This is a genomic window from Comamonas thiooxydans, assembly GCF_000964545.1.
Taxonomy (GTDB): domain Bacteria; phylum Pseudomonadota; class Gammaproteobacteria; order Burkholderiales; family Burkholderiaceae_C; genus Comamonas; species Comamonas thiooxydans.
This window is the reverse complement of sequence record NZ_BBVD01000002.1, coordinates 460,413-476,516: the sequence shown is the minus strand read 5'-3', so window position 1 is coordinate 476,516 and position 16,104 is coordinate 460,413. Positions and strand designations below refer to the sequence as shown.

At 64.5% G+C, this 16,104-nt stretch carries 15 protein-coding genes; 13 read left to right on the top strand and 2 right to left on the bottom strand.

The window, feature by feature from the left end:
* The first annotated feature begins 6 nt into the window (after window positions 1-6).
* Complete coding sequence (locus Cth01_RS03610) at window positions 7-1,770, top strand: AMP-binding protein (RefSeq protein WP_045838539.1); 1,764 nt, start codon at window positions 7-9, stop codon at window positions 1,768-1,770.
* 104 nt (window positions 1,771-1,874) lie between these two features.
* Here the strand turns inward: Cth01_RS03610 and Cth01_RS03605 are convergent, their stop codons facing one another.
* A complete protein-coding gene (locus Cth01_RS03605; protein WP_034379179.1) occupies window positions 1,875-3,605 on the bottom strand; it encodes a Na+/H+ antiporter in 1,731 nt (576 codons plus the stop codon).
* A 97-nt stretch (window positions 3,606-3,702) separates the two neighbouring features.
* On the opposite strand from Cth01_RS03605, the gene Cth01_RS03600 reads away from it, so the two are divergent.
* From Cth01_RS03600 to Cth01_RS03545, 12 genes are all read left to right on the top strand, one after another.
* The gene (locus Cth01_RS03600) at window positions 3,703-5,310 is read left to right on the top strand and encodes a carboxyl transferase domain-containing protein (protein ID WP_034379182.1); all 1,608 of its coding nucleotides are present in this window, start codon (window positions 3,703-3,705) and stop codon (window positions 5,308-5,310) included.
* 20 nt (window positions 5,311-5,330) lie between these two features.
* The gene (locus Cth01_RS03595; RefSeq protein WP_045838538.1) at window positions 5,331-6,269 is read left to right on the top strand and encodes an alpha/beta hydrolase family protein; all 939 of its coding nucleotides are present in this window, start codon (window positions 5,331-5,333) and stop codon (window positions 6,267-6,269) included.
* Complete coding sequence (locus Cth01_RS03590) at window positions 6,266-7,048, top strand: enoyl-CoA hydratase/isomerase family protein (protein ID WP_034357118.1); 783 nt, start codon at window positions 6,266-6,268, stop codon at window positions 7,046-7,048. The genes Cth01_RS03595 and Cth01_RS03590 overlap by 4 nt, the downstream gene beginning before the upstream one ends.
* A 61-nt stretch (window positions 7,049-7,109) precedes the next feature.
* Window positions 7,110-7,862 (top strand): DUF4126 domain-containing protein, encoded by a 753-nt coding sequence (locus Cth01_RS03585; protein WP_045838562.1) that lies wholly within the window; start codon window positions 7,110-7,112, stop codon window positions 7,860-7,862.
* Between the two features lie 58 nt (window positions 7,863-7,920).
* Window positions 7,921-9,957: an acetyl/propionyl/methylcrotonyl-CoA carboxylase subunit alpha gene (locus tag Cth01_RS03580; protein WP_045838537.1), complete on the top strand. Its 2,037-nt coding sequence runs from the start codon at window positions 7,921-7,923 to the stop codon at window positions 9,955-9,957.
* Window positions 9,958-10,135: 178 nt separating this feature from the next.
* Complete coding sequence (locus tag Cth01_RS03575; RefSeq protein WP_034405889.1) at window positions 10,136-11,059, top strand: 2-hydroxyacid dehydrogenase; 924 nt, start codon at window positions 10,136-10,138, stop codon at window positions 11,057-11,059.
* 16 nt (window positions 11,060-11,075) lie between these two features.
* Window positions 11,076-11,984, top strand: a complete 909-nt coding sequence (locus Cth01_RS03570) for a hydroxymethylglutaryl-CoA lyase (protein WP_045838536.1) — start codon at window positions 11,076-11,078, stop codon at window positions 11,982-11,984.
* 47 nt (window positions 11,985-12,031) lie between these two features.
* Window positions 12,032-12,574 carry a DUF2799 domain-containing protein gene (locus Cth01_RS03565; RefSeq protein WP_233425101.1) on the top strand — a complete coding sequence of 181 codons (543 nt, stop codon included), beginning with the start codon at window positions 12,032-12,034 and terminating at the stop codon, window positions 12,572-12,574.
* Between the two features lie 46 nt (window positions 12,575-12,620).
* Window positions 12,621-13,118, top strand: a complete 498-nt coding sequence (locus tag Cth01_RS03560; RefSeq protein ID WP_003061666.1) for a YbaK/EbsC family protein — start codon at window positions 12,621-12,623, stop codon at window positions 13,116-13,118.
* Window positions 13,119-13,243: 125 nt separating this feature from the next.
* Window positions 13,244-13,486, top strand: coding sequence for a DUF1289 domain-containing protein (locus Cth01_RS03555; RefSeq protein ID WP_045838561.1), 243 nt, complete (start codon window positions 13,244-13,246; stop codon window positions 13,484-13,486).
* A gap of 22 nt (window positions 13,487-13,508) precedes the next feature.
* Window positions 13,509-14,144, top strand: a complete 636-nt coding sequence (locus Cth01_RS03550; protein ID WP_045838535.1) for a 2-hydroxychromene-2-carboxylate isomerase — start codon at window positions 13,509-13,511, stop codon at window positions 14,142-14,144.
* Between the two features lie 145 nt (window positions 14,145-14,289).
* Window positions 14,290-15,063, top strand: coding sequence for an SDR family oxidoreductase (locus tag Cth01_RS03545; protein WP_034379202.1), 774 nt, complete (start codon window positions 14,290-14,292; stop codon window positions 15,061-15,063).
* Window positions 15,064-15,231: 168 nt separating this feature from the next.
* Here the strand turns inward: Cth01_RS03545 and Cth01_RS03540 are convergent, their stop codons facing one another.
* Complete coding sequence (locus Cth01_RS03540) at window positions 15,232-15,990, bottom strand: IclR family transcriptional regulator (RefSeq protein WP_034391792.1); 759 nt, start codon at window positions 15,988-15,990, stop codon at window positions 15,232-15,234.
* Window positions 15,991-16,104 lie beyond the last annotated feature (114 nt).

The window sequence follows — 16,104 nt, the reverse complement described above, 5'->3', positions numbered from 1 at the left end:
AAGACCATGCCATCGCAAGTGAACGCGCTGACCGCCAGCTATGCCAAGGGGCGCACGGATGTGCCGCTGATCGAGCAGACGATTGGCGATTTTTTTGCTGCAATGGCACAGCGCCAGGGCTCGCGTGACGCGCTGGTCAGCCGTCATCAGGGTCTGCGCTACAGCTATGCCCAGCTGCATGTGGCAGCGCGTCAGCTGGCCAGCGCGCTGCTGTCGCAAGGGCTGGTCAAAGGTGACCGGGTGGGTATCTGGAGCCATAACAACGCCGAGTGGGTGCTGATGCAGCTGGCCACGGCTCAGGTGGGCCTGGTGCTGGTCAATATCAACCCTGCCTATCGCACCGCCGAAGTCGAATATGCACTCAACAAGGTGGGTTGCAAGGCGCTGGTGTCCATGCCGCGCTTCAAGACCAGCGACTATCTGGGCATGCTACGCGAGCTGGCGCCCGAGCTGACGAGCTGCGCGCCAGGTCAGCTGCAATCCAAACGCCTGCCGGCTTTGCGCACCGTGGTGTGGATTGATGCGGCCGGCTCAGGTGCGGCCGGCCCAGGTGCGACCGGCTCAGGTGCGGCGGATCTGGACGCCGAGCAGCCCGGCATGCTGCGTTTTTCGCAGCTGATGGCGCAAGGAACCAGTGCAGATGAGCGCATTGATGCGATTGCGGCCACGCTCAGCAACCGCGACCCCATCAATATCCAGTTCACGAGCGGCACCACGGGCTTCCCCAAGGGGGCGACGCTGACACACCGCAACATCCTCAACAACGGCTTTTTCATTGGCGAATGCATGCGCCTCACGCCCGAGGACCGACTGTGCATTCCCGTGCCGCTGTATCACTGTTTCGGCATGGTGCTGGGCAATCTGGCCTGCTTCACCCATGGCTCGACCATTGTCTATCCCAATGATGGCTTTGACCCCATCACCGTGCTGGAGGCAGTGCAGGCCGAGAAATGCACGGGTCTGCACGGCGTGCCCACCATGTTCATCGCCGAGCTCGACCATCCGCGCTTTGCCGAGTTCGATCTGTCCACGCTGCGCACCGGCATCATGGCCGGCTCGCCCTGTCCCATCGAGGTGATGAAGCGCGTGGTGCGCGACATGCACCTGAGCGAAATCACCATCGCCTACGGCATGACGGAAACCAGTCCCGTGAGCTGCCAGAGCGATGCCGATACGCCCCTGGAAAAGCGTGTTGCCACCGTGGGCAAGGTGCAGCCGCATCTGGAGGTGAAGATCGTGGACCCGTCCACGGGCGAGATCATGCCGCCGGGCCAGTCGGGCGAGCTGTGCACGCGCGGTTATTCCGTCATGCACGGCTACTGGGAAGACGAGGCCAGAACCCGCGAGGCCATCGATGCCGAGCAGTGGATGCACACCGGCGATCTGGCGACCATGGACGGCGAAGGCTATGTGAATATCGTGGGTCGCATCAAGGACATGGTGATCCGTGGCGGCGAGAACATCTACCCGCGTGAAATCGAGGAATTCCTCTATCGCCACCCCAAGGTGCAGGACGTGCAGGTGGTGGGCGTGCCCGATGTGCGCTATGGCGAGGAGCTGTGTGCCTGGATCATTGTCAAGCCCGGCCAGGAGCTCGGCGAGGAAGAGGTGCGCGACTTTTGCAAGGGGCAGATTGCCCACTACAAGGTGCCGCGCTATATCCGCTTTGTCCAGGCCTTCCCGATGACGGTGACGGGAAAGATCCAGAAGTTCAAGATTCGCGACGAGATGATCGAGTTGCTGGATCTGCGCGTGATCAAGACCGCCTGAATATGCGCTACCCCCTGAGCTGCTTCGCACCTTCCCTGCGCCGGGTGCCCCCCAAGGGGGACGACACCCTTGCCGCGAGGCGGCTCTTGCTGGGCGTCTCTGAATTAGTGGTTGGCGTGCGTGCTGGTCATGGGAAGACCGGCGGCACGGCGGGCGACAACGAGGCGCTTGCGCATGGCGATTTCCTGCATGTCCAGCTCGCTGACCAGGCTGCGCAGCGATTCGTCGTTGATGCGATGAGCCTGTCTTTCGGCGTAGTAGAAGTCCCGCTCGGCATGAATGCACTCGATGCGGGTTTCGATCTCCATCACATAGCGCAGCTTGCGCTGGCGCACGACTTCGGGTGCTTCGCGCAACAGCTCTATGCTTTGCGCGGCGCCGCTGCCGTCGTCGAGCAACTGGATGCGGTTACGGTATTCCTGGGTCAGGTGGCCGTTGACCTCCTGGCGCATCGCCACCCATTCGGGGTCGCGGCGCTGCATTTCCTCCTCGCTCAGCGTGAGCTTGGCCATGGCCGCCATGCAGGCCTGTTCACGGGCCAGGCGCTCCTCGCGCACGGTGGGCGACTCTTCGTGCGGGGGCAGATGTCGCAGCACGATGGGCAGGCCCACGGCACCGATCACCAGCGTGAACAAAATGGTGCCGGTGGCGAGAAAGACCAGCATGTCGCGGCCCGGGAAGGGCTGGCCGTTGTTCAGCAGCATGGGCACGGACAGCGCACCGGCCAGCGTGACCGCGCCGCGAATGCCGGCCAGCGTGGTGGCCAGATTCAGCAGTGGCGAGGGACGCTCGGACATCTTGCCCTGCCGGTGGGCGCGCAGCAGCGAGCCATGCACACCCAGCACCAGCCAGATCCAGCGCATCAGCAGCAGCGCAAACGAAATCGCGGCCACATAGCCGACCAGAATCCACCAGTCATGGCCGGCCTGATGCAGGGGCACGCCGATGATGGAGGGCAGCTGCAGGCCCAGCAGCAGGAAGATGGCGCCGTTGAAGGCGGCCTCCACCATGCTCCAGGTGCCTTCGGTCTGCAGGCGTTCGCTGATATAGCTGCTGCGCTCCAGGTCGGCGAAATTGGTGGCAATGCCTGCGGCCACGGCAGCCAGAATGCCGGAGACACCGATCTTCTCACCCACGATATAGGCGGCAAAAGGCAGCAGCACCAGCAGCAGCACCATCTGCGTGGCAGCGACATCGCCCAGGCGGCGCGTGATGGTGCCGCGCGCATGGCTGAAGCCCCAGCCTATCAGCGCACCCACACCCAGGCCGCCGACGGCCATCCAGGTGAATTCCTTGGCGACTTCGCCCCAGGAGAACATGCCGGTCAGCGTGGCTGCAATCGCAAACTTCAGCGCCACAAGGCCAGATGCGTCATTGAGCAGCGACTCGCCCTCCAGCACATGCATGGTCTTCTCGGGCATGCCCAGATTGCGCGTGATGGCCGAAACGGCCACGGCATCGGTGGGCGAGATCACGGCGGCCAGGGCAAAGGCCACGGTCAGTGGAATCTCGGGAATCATCCAGTGGATGAGATAGCCCAGGCCCAGCACGGTGAACAGAACCAGGCCCAGGGCCAGCAGCAAAATGGGTTTGGCCAGTGCGAAGAATTCACGCTTGGGGATGCGCCAGCCGTCGGCGAACAGCAGCGGCGGAATGAAGAGCAGCAGGAACAGCTCGGGGTCGAACGCGATGTGCAGGCCGGCTTGCGGCCAGGCAATCAGCGCACCCAGTGCGATTTGAATCAGAGGCAGGGGGATGGCCCGGATATAGCGGGCCACAATGCCTGTCAGCGCTCCCAGCAGCAAGACAAGCAGAACAGTTTCAACAGCGTGCATAAGGCATTTTCTTCAACTGCAGTGGCAGCGCTGTGTCTGAGCAAGAAAAAAACCAAGTTCCCGTATCGGGCAAAGTAATCAAGACAAGAGGCAAGCGATGAGCATTCTGGGCACACAACTGAATCCGCGTTCGGCAGATTTCCTGGCCAACGCTGCCGCCATGCAGGCGCTGGTCAATGAGCTGCACGCACGCTGCGATCAGAACGCGCTGGGCGGCAATGAAGCCGCGCGCGCCAAGCATGTGGCGCGCGGCAAGCTGCTGCCGCGCGAGCGCGTGCAGCGGCTGCTGGACCCCGGCACGCCGTTTCTGGAGCTGTCGCCGCTGGCCGCGCTCAATATGTACAACAACGATGCACCGGGCGCCGGCGTGATTGTCGGCGTGGGCCGCGTCAGCGGCGTGGACTGCATGATCGTCTGCAACGACGCCACCGTGAAGGGCGGAACCTACTACCCGATGACGGTGAAAAAGCATCTGCGCGCGCAGGAAGTGGCCGCGCAGAACCGTCTGCCCTGCATCTATCTGGTGGACTCGGGCGGTGCCAATCTGCCCAATCAGGACGAGGTCTTCCCCGACCGCGAGCACTTCGGCCGCATCTTCTACAACCAGGCCAATATGAGCGCTCAGGGCATCGCCCAGATCGCCGTGGTCATGGGCTCGTGCACGGCAGGCGGCGCCTATGTGCCGGCCATGAGCGACGAGTCCATCATCGTCAAGAACCAGGGCACCATCTTTCTGGGCGGCCCTCCTCTGGTCAAGGCAGCCACCGGCGAGGTGGTCAGTGCCGAGGATCTGGGCGGCGGCGATGTTCACACGCGCCTGTCGGGTGTGGCCGACCATCTGGCCGAGAACGATCTGCATGCACTGGCGCTGGCACGCCAGGCGGTGGCGAACCTGAACAAGGACAAGCCCCAGTCGCAGACCGACCATGCGCCAGCGGCGCCGCTGTTCGAGAGCGAAGAGCTGTATGGCGTGATTCCCGTCGACACGCGCAAGCCCTTCGATGTGCGCGAGATCATCGCCCGCATCGTGGACGGCAGCCAGTTCGACGAGTTCAAGGCCCGCTTCGGCAATACCCTGGTCTGCGGCTTTGCGCGCATCGAGGGCATGCAGGTCGGCATCATCGCCAACAACGGCATTCTGTTTTCCGAGTCGGCCGTCAAGGGTGCACACTTCATCGAGCTGTGCTGCCAGCGCAAGGTACCACTGGTGTTCCTGCAGAACATCACGGGCTTTATGGTCGGCCGCAAATACGAAAACGAAGGCATTGCCCGTCATGGCGCCAAGCTGGTCACAGCCGTGGCTACGGCGGCGGTGCCCAAGTTCACCATCATCATCGGCGGCAGCTTTGGCGCGGGCAACTACGGCATGTGCGGCCGCGCCTATTCGCCCCGCTTCCTCTGGATGTGGCCCAACGCGCGCATCAGCGTCATGGGCGGCGAGCAGGCGGCCAGCGTGCTCGCCACCGTCAAGCGCGACGGCATTGAAGCCAAGGGCGGCAACTGGAGTGCCGAAGAAGAGGAACGCTTCAAGGCGCCCATCCGCCAGCAGTATGAAGACCAGGGCCATCCCTATTACGCAACGGCGCGTCTCTGGGACGACGGCGTGATCGATCCCGCCGACACGCGCCGCGTGCTGGCGCTGGGCCTGGCTGCCGCGCGCAATGCGCCGATTGAGGACACACGCTTCGGCGTATTCCGCATGTAAGCGGGCATAGGTTGCCAGTCATGTCGCGTCGCCATTTCCTCACCTGCTTGCCGCCAGTCCTGCTGTCGGCTGCGTTGGCCATGCCCATGGTTGGCGCTGCCGAGCCAGCGGTGCAGCGCATGGATGCGCGCATTCAGGTCTGGGTGCCAGCAAGCGGCGATTCGCCCGCGCACAGCGCCGAGTTGGCAGGTCATGTCTATCGTCCTCATGGGCAGGGTCCTTGGGGATTGATCGTGCTCAGCCATGGCACACCCAGCGGCAAAGAGGCGCGCGAAACCATGCGCGATCGCTACGGCCCGCAGGCGCGCGCTCTGGCCGAGCTGGGCTATGTGGTGGTGACGGGCTTGCGACGCGGCTATGGCGCATCGGACGGTCCTCTGGCCGACCGCTACGGCAGTTGCGATGACCCCGACTACGCCCATGCGGCCCAGGAGGCAGCGCGCGATGTGGCGGCCATCATGACTTACGGGCAAAAGCTGCCCTATGTCGATGGCTCGCATGTGCTGCTGCTGGGCAAGTCCGCCGGCGGCTTTGCGTCGCTGGCGCTGGCGGCGCAGCAGCCCGCGGGCTTGCGCGGCGTCGTCAACTTTGCCGGTGGCCGCGGTTCGCAGCCGCAGATGCGTGAAAAAGCCGCGGTTTGCGGCGAGGCGCAACTGCTCAAGACCGTGGCCGGCTTTGCCGCCACCAGCCGTGTGCCCCAGCTGTGGATTTATGCCGAGAACGATAGCTACTTTCGCCCGCCGCTGGTGCGCAAGATGGCTGAAAGCTATCTGGCCGCAGGCCAGGACCTGAAACTGGTGTTTGCTCCATCCAGTGGCGCTGAGGGACACCAGTTCTTTGACCGTGCAGCCAACATCGGGCAATGGTTGCCGCAGGTCCGTGAATTCCTGATGCAGCAGCTGCCGGGTACGGCGGCTGCGCAACTGCAAAGCTCTAACTCACTGGGAGACAAGCCATGACTGCTTTGACTTTGACCGTGGACGGCGGCATCGCCCGCGTCACGCTGGCTCAGCCCGCCATTCGCAACGCCTTCAGCGATGCGGCGATTGCCGAGATCACCGCCGCCTTCATTCAGGTCGGCGAGCGTGCCGATGTGCGCGCCGTGGTGCTGGCCGCCGAAGGACCCGCATTCTGCGCGGGCGCGGACCTGAACTGGATGCGCCGCATGGCCGATTACTCGCGCGACGAAAACCGCGTCGATGCGGGCTTGCTGGCCGAGATGCTGCGCGTCATCTACGAATGCCCCAAACCCACGATTGCGCGTGTGCAGGGCGATGTCTATGCGGGCGGCATGGGACTGGTGGCCTGCTGCGATATGGCAGTGGCGGCCGACACGGCGGGCTTTTGCCTCAGCGAGGTCAAGATCGGCCTGATTCCCGCCACCATCAGCCCCTATGTGATCCGCGCCATGGGTGCCAGGGCTGCGCACCGCTACTTTCTCACGGGCGAGCGCTTTTCGGCGCAGGAGGCGCATCGCATCGGCTATGTGCATGAGGTGGTCGATGCCGACGGGCTGGATGCCGTGGTCGACGGCTGGCTCAAGCATTTGCTGAGCGCCGGCCCCGCAGCTGTTCGGGCCTGCAAGCGCCTGGTGCTGGACATGGCCGAGCGCGAGATCAGCGAGCAGTTGATTGCGGCGACAGTGGAATCGATTGCCACCATCCGCGCCAGCAGCGAAGGCAAGGAAGGCGTGCAGGCTTTTCTCAACAAGCGCAAACCCAACTGGCTGCCTGGATGAGATGACAAACCTTGTGTCCGGGGCGCTTTAGAGTCAGGGCGAGACATAGGGAATGAACACCATGGATATCTGGCAAACCATCATCGACTGGCTGCACCGCATCGGCCTGCATATCGACCCCGAAACGGCCAGGGCCGTGGGCGATGCTGCGGGCCAGGTCACAGATGTGGCCGCCAGGGCCGGGCAAGCCGTGGGGCAGATGGACATGGCCTCGATGCTTGCGCTGGCCGCAGCCCTGGGCTGGGCCAGCGGCTTTCGCCTCTATGCCGTGGTGTTTGTCGTGGGCCTGCTGGGGGCAAGTGGTTTGATGCCGCTGCCCGGCGGTCTGCATGTGCTGCAGCATCCCATGGTGCTGGTCATCAGCGGCGGTCTGCTGTTCGTGGAGTTCTTTGCCGACAAGATTCCCGTGGTCGATTCGGTCTGGGACCTGTTCCAGAGCGTGCTGCGCATTCCCGCCGGGGCGGCGCTGGCGGCCTCGGTCTTTGCTGCCGACAGCACCACCATGGCCATGGCTGCCGCCTTGATGGGCGGAACGCTGGCCGCGACCAGCCAGGCGGCCAAGACCACGACGCGTGCCCTCATCAACACCTCGCCCGAACCGTTCTCCAACCTGGGAGCCAGTCTGGCTGAAGACACGGTGTCGCTGGGCGCCATCTGGCTGGCGCTGACCAATCCGCTGGTGTTTGCCGCCGTGCTGCTGGTCGTGGTGATTGCGATGTGGCTGGTGATCTGGGCGCTTTGGCGCTTTCTCAAGGCGATTTTTCGACGCCTGCGCGGCAGTGGTGAGGCGCAGGATCCATTGCAAAAAACATAGCTGCTTGCGTCTGATGGATATGCGCTGAGTGGTGATTTGACCGATAACCGGAGACGATATGTTCAAGAAAATTCTGATTGCGAATAGAGGTGAAATCGCCTGCCGCGTAGCCGCCACCGCCCGTCGCATGGGTGTGAAGACCGTGGCCGTGTATTCGGATGCCGACGCCCGGGCCAAGCATGTCGCGGCCTGCGACGAGGCCGTGCACATCGGCGGCAGTGCACCCAAGGACAGCTATCTGCGCTGGGAGCGCATTCTGGAGGCCGCCCAGGCCACGGGTGCCGAAGCCATTCACCCCGGCTATGGCTTTCTCTCCGAGAACGAAGACTTTGCCAATGCCTGCGCGGCGGCTGGTCTGGTCTTCATCGGCCCGCCCGCCAGCGCGATTCGCGCCATGGGCCTCAAGGCCGAGTCCAAGCAGCTGATGGAAAAGGCCGGCGTGCCGCTGGTGCCCGGCTATCACGGTCACGACCAGAACCCCGAGCTGCTGCAGCAAGAGGCCGACCGCATCGGCTATCCCGTGCTCATCAAGGCCAGCGCGGGCGGTGGCGGCAAGGGCATGCGTCTGGTGGAAAAGAGCGAGGACTTTGCGGCTTCGCTGGAGTCCTGCAAGCGCGAGGCCATCAACAGCTTCGGCAACGATGCCGTGCTGATCGAGAAGTACGTGCTGCGTCCGCGCCATATCGAGATTCAGGTGTTTGGTGACACGCAAGGCAACTGCGTCTATCTGTTCGAGCGAGACTGCTCGGTGCAGCGTCGTCACCAGAAGGTGCTTGAGGAAGCGCCGGCGCCCGGCATGACTGCCGCGCTGCGCCAGAAGATGGGCGAGGCCGCCGTGGCCGCAGCCAAGGCCGTGAACTATGTGGGCGCGGGCACGGTGGAGTTCATCGTTGAGCAGCCCGGTGGCTACGACCAGCCCGAAGCCATGAAGTTCTACTTCATGGAAATGAACACCCGGCTGCAGGTGGAGCACCCCGTGACCGAAGCCATCACGGGCGAGGATCTGGTGCGGTGGCAACTGCTGGTGGCTTCAGGACAGCCTTTGCCCAAGGCGCAGTCGGAGCTTCGTATCCTGGGGCATGCCATCGAGGCACGCATCTGCGCCGAGAACCCCGAAAACAACTTCCTGCCCGCCACCGGTCATCTGGCCGTCTATCGCAAGCCCGTGTGCAGCAGCTTCGAGGTCAGCGATGTGCGCGTTGACGACGGCGTGCGCGAGGGCGATGCGATCAGCCCCTTCTACGACTCCATGATCGCCAAGCTCATCGTCCATGGCGAGGACCGTGCCCAGGCGCTGGCGCGTCTGGACGCGGCGCTGGCCCAGACCCATATCGTGGGCCTGACGACCAATGTGCAGTTTCTGCGCCAGGTGGTGAAGAGCCAGGCTTTCTCCAATGCCCTGCTCGATACCGCTCTGATCGAGCGCGAGCGCGAGGCCTTGTTCGGCAAGGATTTCGTGGGCCGAGACCTGGCCGTCGCCGCTGCCATGGCCTGGCAGCTGCAGGGCGAGCAGGCCGCGCAAGGCGCAGACCCCTTCAGCCGCCGCGACGGCTGGCGCATGTCGGGCCGCTATGTGCGCTCCTTCGGCTTTGCCTACCGCGGCGAGGACTTCACGGCCGGCCTGGCCTACGGCCGCGGCACGCAGGCGGCGCAGACCTATCAGCTCGGCATTGGCGAGGGCGAGAGCCGCAGCGATGCCGCGCTGCAGTGGCGCGCACTGGCCGACGGGCGGCTGGAGCTGGGCCTGGACGGCAAGCGCACGGTAGTCGTGGTCCATGCCCAGGGCGACCAGCTGTCCATCTTCACCGAGGCGGGCAGTACCCAGATCACCATGGTCGACCAGCTGGCCCATGCGGGCGATACCGGCCATGAAGGCGGCCGCCTGACGGCGCCCATGCCGGGCAAGGTGGTGTCTTTCACGGTCAAGGCCGGCGACAAGGTCAGCAAGGGCCAGCCGCTGGCCGTGATGGAGGCCATGAAGATGGAGCACACGATTGCCGCTCCCGGCGATGGCGTGGTGCTGGAGCTGCTGTATGTGCCCGGCGACCAGGTCAGCGAAGGCGCGGAGCTGCTGCGCATCGAGGTGGCCGCCTGATCCGGCCAGGGTTGAACTGTTTAACAAAAAGAGCGGCTTGCGCTGGACTGTCCATGAATTCAGTCACTTTCAATAATGAAATCAAGACAGGTAAAGCGCAAGAAGCTTCTTTTTTGATAGCGGTCCGTTTGCCATCTGCGTCTGCAGCGGGCATGGCAAAGCGTTAGGCTTGGCATCCATGAAAGTCTTATTTTGCTGTGACGATACGCGGCCGGAACCCTGGCTCAAAGGTTTGCATGACGCGCTGCCGGGTGCGGAGGTTGCCATCTGGGAGCCGGGCGCGCCCCAGGCCGACTATGCACTGGTCTGGGCGCCGCCCCAGCAGTTCCTCGACGAACAGGCGGCCGGCCTGAAGGCCATGTTCAACATCGGCGCGGGCGTGGATGCCTTGCTGCCGCTGCGCATTCCCGCCGCGCTGCCCGTCTACCGCCTCGAAGATGCCGGCATGGCCGTGCAGATGGCCGAGTATGTGGCACAGGCCGTGATCCGCTTCTTCCGCGGCCTCGATCAGTACGAGTCCGATATGGCGCAAGGCCGGTGGCAGCACCAGCGCAACCCCAGGCGGGTGGACTATCCCGTGGGCGTGATGGGCCTGGGCAAGATGGGCGAGCGCGTGGCCAGGGCGCTGACGGTGTTCGATTTCAAGGTCAATGGCTGGAGCCGCTCGCCGCGCGAGCTGCAGGGCGTCGAATGCTTCAGCGGCATGGACAGCCTGGACCGGTTTCTGTCCGAGACGCGCATTCTGGTCAATCTGCTGCCTCTGCACGACGAGACCCGCGACATCATCAACGCCCGCACGCTGGCGCTGTTGCAGCCCGGCGCCTATGTGATCAACGTGGGGCGCGGCGGCCATGTGGTCGATGCCGACCTGATTGCGCAGATCGAGTCCGGCCATGTCAGCGGCGCCATGCTGGATGTATTCCGCGAGGAGCCGCTGCCCGAGAATCACCCGTTCTGGAAGCAGTCCAGAATCATCCTCACCCCCCATACCTCGGCCCGCACGCTAGCGGCGGACAGCATTGCCCAGATCGTGGGCAAGGTCGCCGCCATGAGCCGGGGCGAGCCCGTCACAGGTCGGGTCGACCTGAGTAAGGGCTATTGATAGCAAGGAGACAAGAATGAAATACCCCGCACGCGTCAAGATCATCGATGTGGGCCCGCGCGACGGCCTGCAGAACGAAAAGCAGCCTGTGCCTGCCGGCGTCAAGATCGAGCTGGTGCAGCGCCTGCAGGATGCAGGCCTCAAGGAGATCGAGGTCACCAGCTATGTGTCGCCCAAATGGGTGCCGCAGATGGCCGACAACGCCGAGGTGATGGCGGGCATAGCGCGCAGAGCCGGGGTGCTGTATTCGGTGCTCACGCCGAATCTCAAGGGCTTCGAAGCCGCGCTGTCCGGCAAGCCTGACGAGATCGTGGTGTTCGGCGCGGCCAGTGAGGCTTTCAGCCAGCGCAACATCAACTGCTCGATTGCCGAGAGCATCGAGCGCTTTGCTCCCGTGGTGCAGGCGGCGCTTGAGGCCGGCATTGCCGTGCGCGGCGCCATGAGCTGCACCGTGGGCTGCCCCTACGAGGGCGAGATCGCGCCCGAGAAGGTGGGCTACCTGGCCGGGCTGATGAAGAGCATCGGCGTGCAGCGCGTGGACGTGGCCGACACCATCGGCGTGGGCACGCCCGTCAAGGTGCAAAAGGCGCTGGAGGCCACGCTGGCGCACTTCGATCTCGACCAGGTGTCCGGCCATTTCCACGATACCTACGGCCAGGCCCTGAGCAACACGCTGGCGGCGCTGGATCTGGGGGTCTGGAACTTCCAGTCCTCGGTCGCAGGCCTTGGCGGCTGCCCCTATGCCAAGGGCGCAACGGGCAATGTGGCCACCGAAGACGTGGTCTATCTGCTGCAGGGCATGGGCATAGAGACCGGCATCGACCTCGACAAGCTGATCGATGCGGGCCAGTTCATCAGCGAGCATCTGGGCCGCCCCACGCAGTCGCGCGTGGCCAAGGCCTTGCTGACCAAGCGCGCGGGCTGAGTCTCGGCTCGGCCCGGGCAGGCATGGGCGTTGTTACCATCGCCGCCATGCAAGCAAGATCACGTTTTTCGCTGGCCCTGTGTCTGGCGGCAGCTGCCCTGCTGGGCGGTTGCGCCGGCATGGATGCCCAGGAGTGCAGGGACACGGACTGGGCCTATCTGGGCCAGCTCGATGCCATGGACGGCAGGCTGGACCTGTCAACCCGCGCCAGACGGCATTTCAAGGCCTGCAAGGACCAGGGCGTGCAGATGGATGCACGGGCCTATCAGCAGGGCTGGCTGCGCGGCCTGCAGGATTTCTGCACCCCGGAAAGCGGCAAGGCCTATGCGGAAGCCGGCAGAAAGTTTCAGCCGGGCTATTGCCCGGCACCGCTGGAGGCGGCGTTTCTGCAAGGCTATGCGCCGGCGCGCGACCGCTATCAGGACAGGCAGTCGGTGCTTGAGCTGGAGCGCCGCATCGAGGCCAAGAAAAAAGAGCTGCGCGAGGCGCGTGACGCCAAGAACAGTGCCGGACATATCGCCTATGTCCAGAAAGACCTGCGTGATTTGCAGCTGGAGCTGGTGCAGCTCAGGCTCAAGCTGGCACAGTAGGGGCCGTGACGTTGCCGGATGGCGGCGCGATTTTCAGGAAAACATCATGTGTGGGTCAGAACTTCATGCGCTGCCGGAAGGCGTGCAGCGCGTCAGCCGCTTTTTGCAGGATGCCGGTCATCCGCATGCGCCGCAGATGCTGGACGGCGCGGCGCGTACCGCCCAGGAGGCCGCCGATCAGCTCAGCATTCTGGTCGGGCAGGTGGCCAAGAGCATCATCTTCAAGCGCAGGAGCGATGGCGCGGCCGTGCTGGTCGTGGCCTCGGGCGACAGGCGTGTCGATGAAAAGAAAGTGACGCAGCTGGTGGGCAAGGTCGGTCGCGCCGATGCGGATTTCGTCAAGTCCAGCACCGGCTTTTCGATTGGCGGCGTCAGCCCCGTGGCTCATGCAACCAAGGTCGTCACCTTGATGGATGCCGAATTGCAGCGTTTCGAGACGGTGTGGGCCGCAGCAGGCCATCCTCACGGCGTGTTTCCCGCATCGCCCGCGCAGCTGCAGGCGCTGACCGCAGCCCCCTGGTCGGACGTGGTGGAGCAGGCATGAGCACGGAACTTCTTCAGGAGCAGCAGGCACAGCAGGCACAGCAGGCACAGCAGGCACAGCAGGCACAGCAGGCACAGCAGGCACAGCAGGCACAGCAGGCACAGCAGGCACAGCAGGCACAGCAACTGGCACAACTTGCCGCCAAGGCCGAGGTGGCCCTGGTCTGGGCAGAGGCCGACCAGCCCGTGGCTTCTCCCTGCATCAACGTCTGTCGCATGACGGTGGACCGCAGCCATTGCCAGGGCTGCTTCAGAACCATTGACGAGATTCGCGCCTGGTCCAAGGGCGATGCCGAGCTGCGTCTGCAGATCTGGGGCCAACTGCTGCAGCGCGCCGGCCTCGAGGACCCGCGCAAAGCCGAGATCTGATCACCCTTTGAGGAGAGCCGACATGAAGCACATCACCTGTTATCTGGACTTTGTGTCGCCCTATGCATGGCTGGCGCTGGAGCAAATGCCCAAGGCGCTGCAAGGGCTCAGCTATCACGTTGATTACCGCCCGGTGTTGCTGGGTGCCTTGCTGCAAGGCAATGCCAACCCCGGACCGGCCGGCATCCCTGCCAAGCGCACCTGGACCTACCGCCATGTCACATGGCTTGGCCGGTCGCTGGGCATACCTCTGCAGATGCCGGCCCGGCATCCGTTCAAGCCGCTGCCGCTGCTGCGGCTGGCGCTGGCCCATGGGCGTGACGGCAGCATCAACCGCTTTGTGGCGCAGGCCGTGATGCAGCATGTCTGGCAGGGCGGACATGAGGCCAATGATGCGCAGCGCCTGCAGCATCTGCGCGAGCAGTTGAAGGAGCAACTGCGCCAGGAAGAGGACAGTGCCGAGGTCAAGCAATGGCTGCGCAGCAATACGGAGCAGGCGCAGCAGGCCGGCGTATTCGGCGTGCCGGCCTGGGTGGTGGACGGCCATGTATTCTGGGGCCTGGACGGCCTGCCCATGCTGCAGGCCTATCTGCGTGGCGATGAGTGGTTTGCGCAGCAGTGGGAGGCCGCGGCCGGCGTGCCCTGGGGGCTGGAGTAGGGCGGCAGGTGTGGGGCCGGAGCCGGGATTGACACGCAGGACGGTGCTTTCTCTTTGGCATCGGCCATGGCGCCTAGGCGACGCCGGGCGTGGCGGGCCTTGCATAAGCTGGTGCGGTTTTCAAGACCATCAAGGAGACCGCACCATGGATACCCAGCAGATGTTTTCGCTCAAGGGCCGCACGGCTCTTGTCACCGGTGGTTCGCGCGGTATCGGCCGCATGATCGCCGAAGGTTTTGTGCGCCAGGGCGCGCGCGTGTACATCTCGGCGCGCAAGGCCGAGGCCTGCGACCAGACGGCGCGCGAGCTGTCGGAGCTGGGCCACTGCGTTTCACTGCCCGCCGACGTGTCCACCATGGACGGCGTGAAGTCGCTGGTCGATGCTTATGCGGCGCACGAAGATCAGCTGGGCATCCTCGTCAACAACGCGGGCGCGGCCTGGGGGGCGCCCTATGACGAATTTCCCGAAAGCGGCTGGGACAAGGTCGTGGACCTGAACATGAAGTCGCCCTTCTTCCTGACCCAGGCGCTCACGCCCATGCTGCGCAAGTCGGCCGCGGGCGCGCAGCTGGCCAAGGTCATCAACATCGCCTCCATCGACGGCGTCTCGGTCAACTCCTGGGAGACCTACTCCTACGCGGCCAGCAAGGCCGGCCTGATCCACCTGACCAAGCGCATGGCCCTGCGCCTGGCGCCCGAGCGCATCGTGGTCAGCGCCATCGCGCCCGGCCCGTTCGCCTCGGAGATGAACAAGAACGCGCGCGACCATGCGGACGAGGCCGCGGGGCGCGTGCCCCTGGGCCGCATCGGCGAGCCCGAGGATATGGCCGGCGCCGCCATCTTCCTGGCCTCGCGCGCCGGCGACTATGTGGTGGGCTCCACCCTGGTCGTGGATGGCGGCTGCGCCTGGGCGCGCTGAGCTCGCCCGAGCGCAGCCATTGCATAAAAAGATAGCTTCTACCGCTTGATGGATAAGTGGATCAGATAAATAAGTATCTGAGTTTTAATTACAGCAAGCGATAAAAGCTATTGTTTTTGAATCATCACTCCGACAAAAATAGATCCTTTCGAGGCCGCTCCCCTGCGCTCAGGGATGCCACTGCGTGGCGCGCACAGGGCTGGCGGCCGGTGTGGCGGAATTGCCGGCCAGCGCATAGGACAGCTTGTTGGCTGCGGCGATCACGGTCCGGGCCAGGGCTTCGAGCCTGGCCTCGGGCAGGCGTGATGCGGGGCCCGAGATGCAGACCGATCCCATGAGCCGCCAGTGCATGCCGAACACCGGCGCCGAAACCGTTGCCACACCTTGCTCGCGCTCGCCGATGGAGCAGTGGTAGCCCTTTTGGCGGATCTGCTCGTAGATCTCGCCGGGCTCGCCCGAGAACGCCAGGATGACGCGGCCCGGCGAGCCTTTGTCCAGTGGCAACCCCTCGCCCATGCGCGCATGGTGGCGCAGGGCCTGCGGCCCTTCCACGCGTACCAGGCAGGTACGCACATGGCCCTCGCGCACGTAGAAGGCGGCGCTCTCGCCGCTGAGTTGGGTGAGCTCGCGCAGCGCGGGCTCCAGTACGTTCTGCACATCGAAGCCCGCCTGGTAGCGCGCGCCCAGCCAGCCCGAGGAAGGGCCCAGCCGCCATTCCCCGTCCTCGCGCTGCACCATGTAGCCCGACTGGGCCAGCGTGCGCGCCAGCCGCAGCACCGTGGTCTTGTGCAGGCCGCAGCGCCGGCTGAGTTCGGCCAGTGAAAGATGGGATTCGCCCAGCGCAAAGGCCTCGAGCAGCTGCAGTGCGCGGGTGACGGCGATGACGCCGTCGCCGGACTTCTGTGCGGATTGGGTGGGGTTGCTCATGGTGCAATGTGTTTCATTCTGCGAAACAGCATTGTATGGGTTGAAACGTTTGCCTACAGTCGCCTCCAGCGGTCGGGGATTCCGGCCGCACGCATCAGAACACGCTTCAAAGCG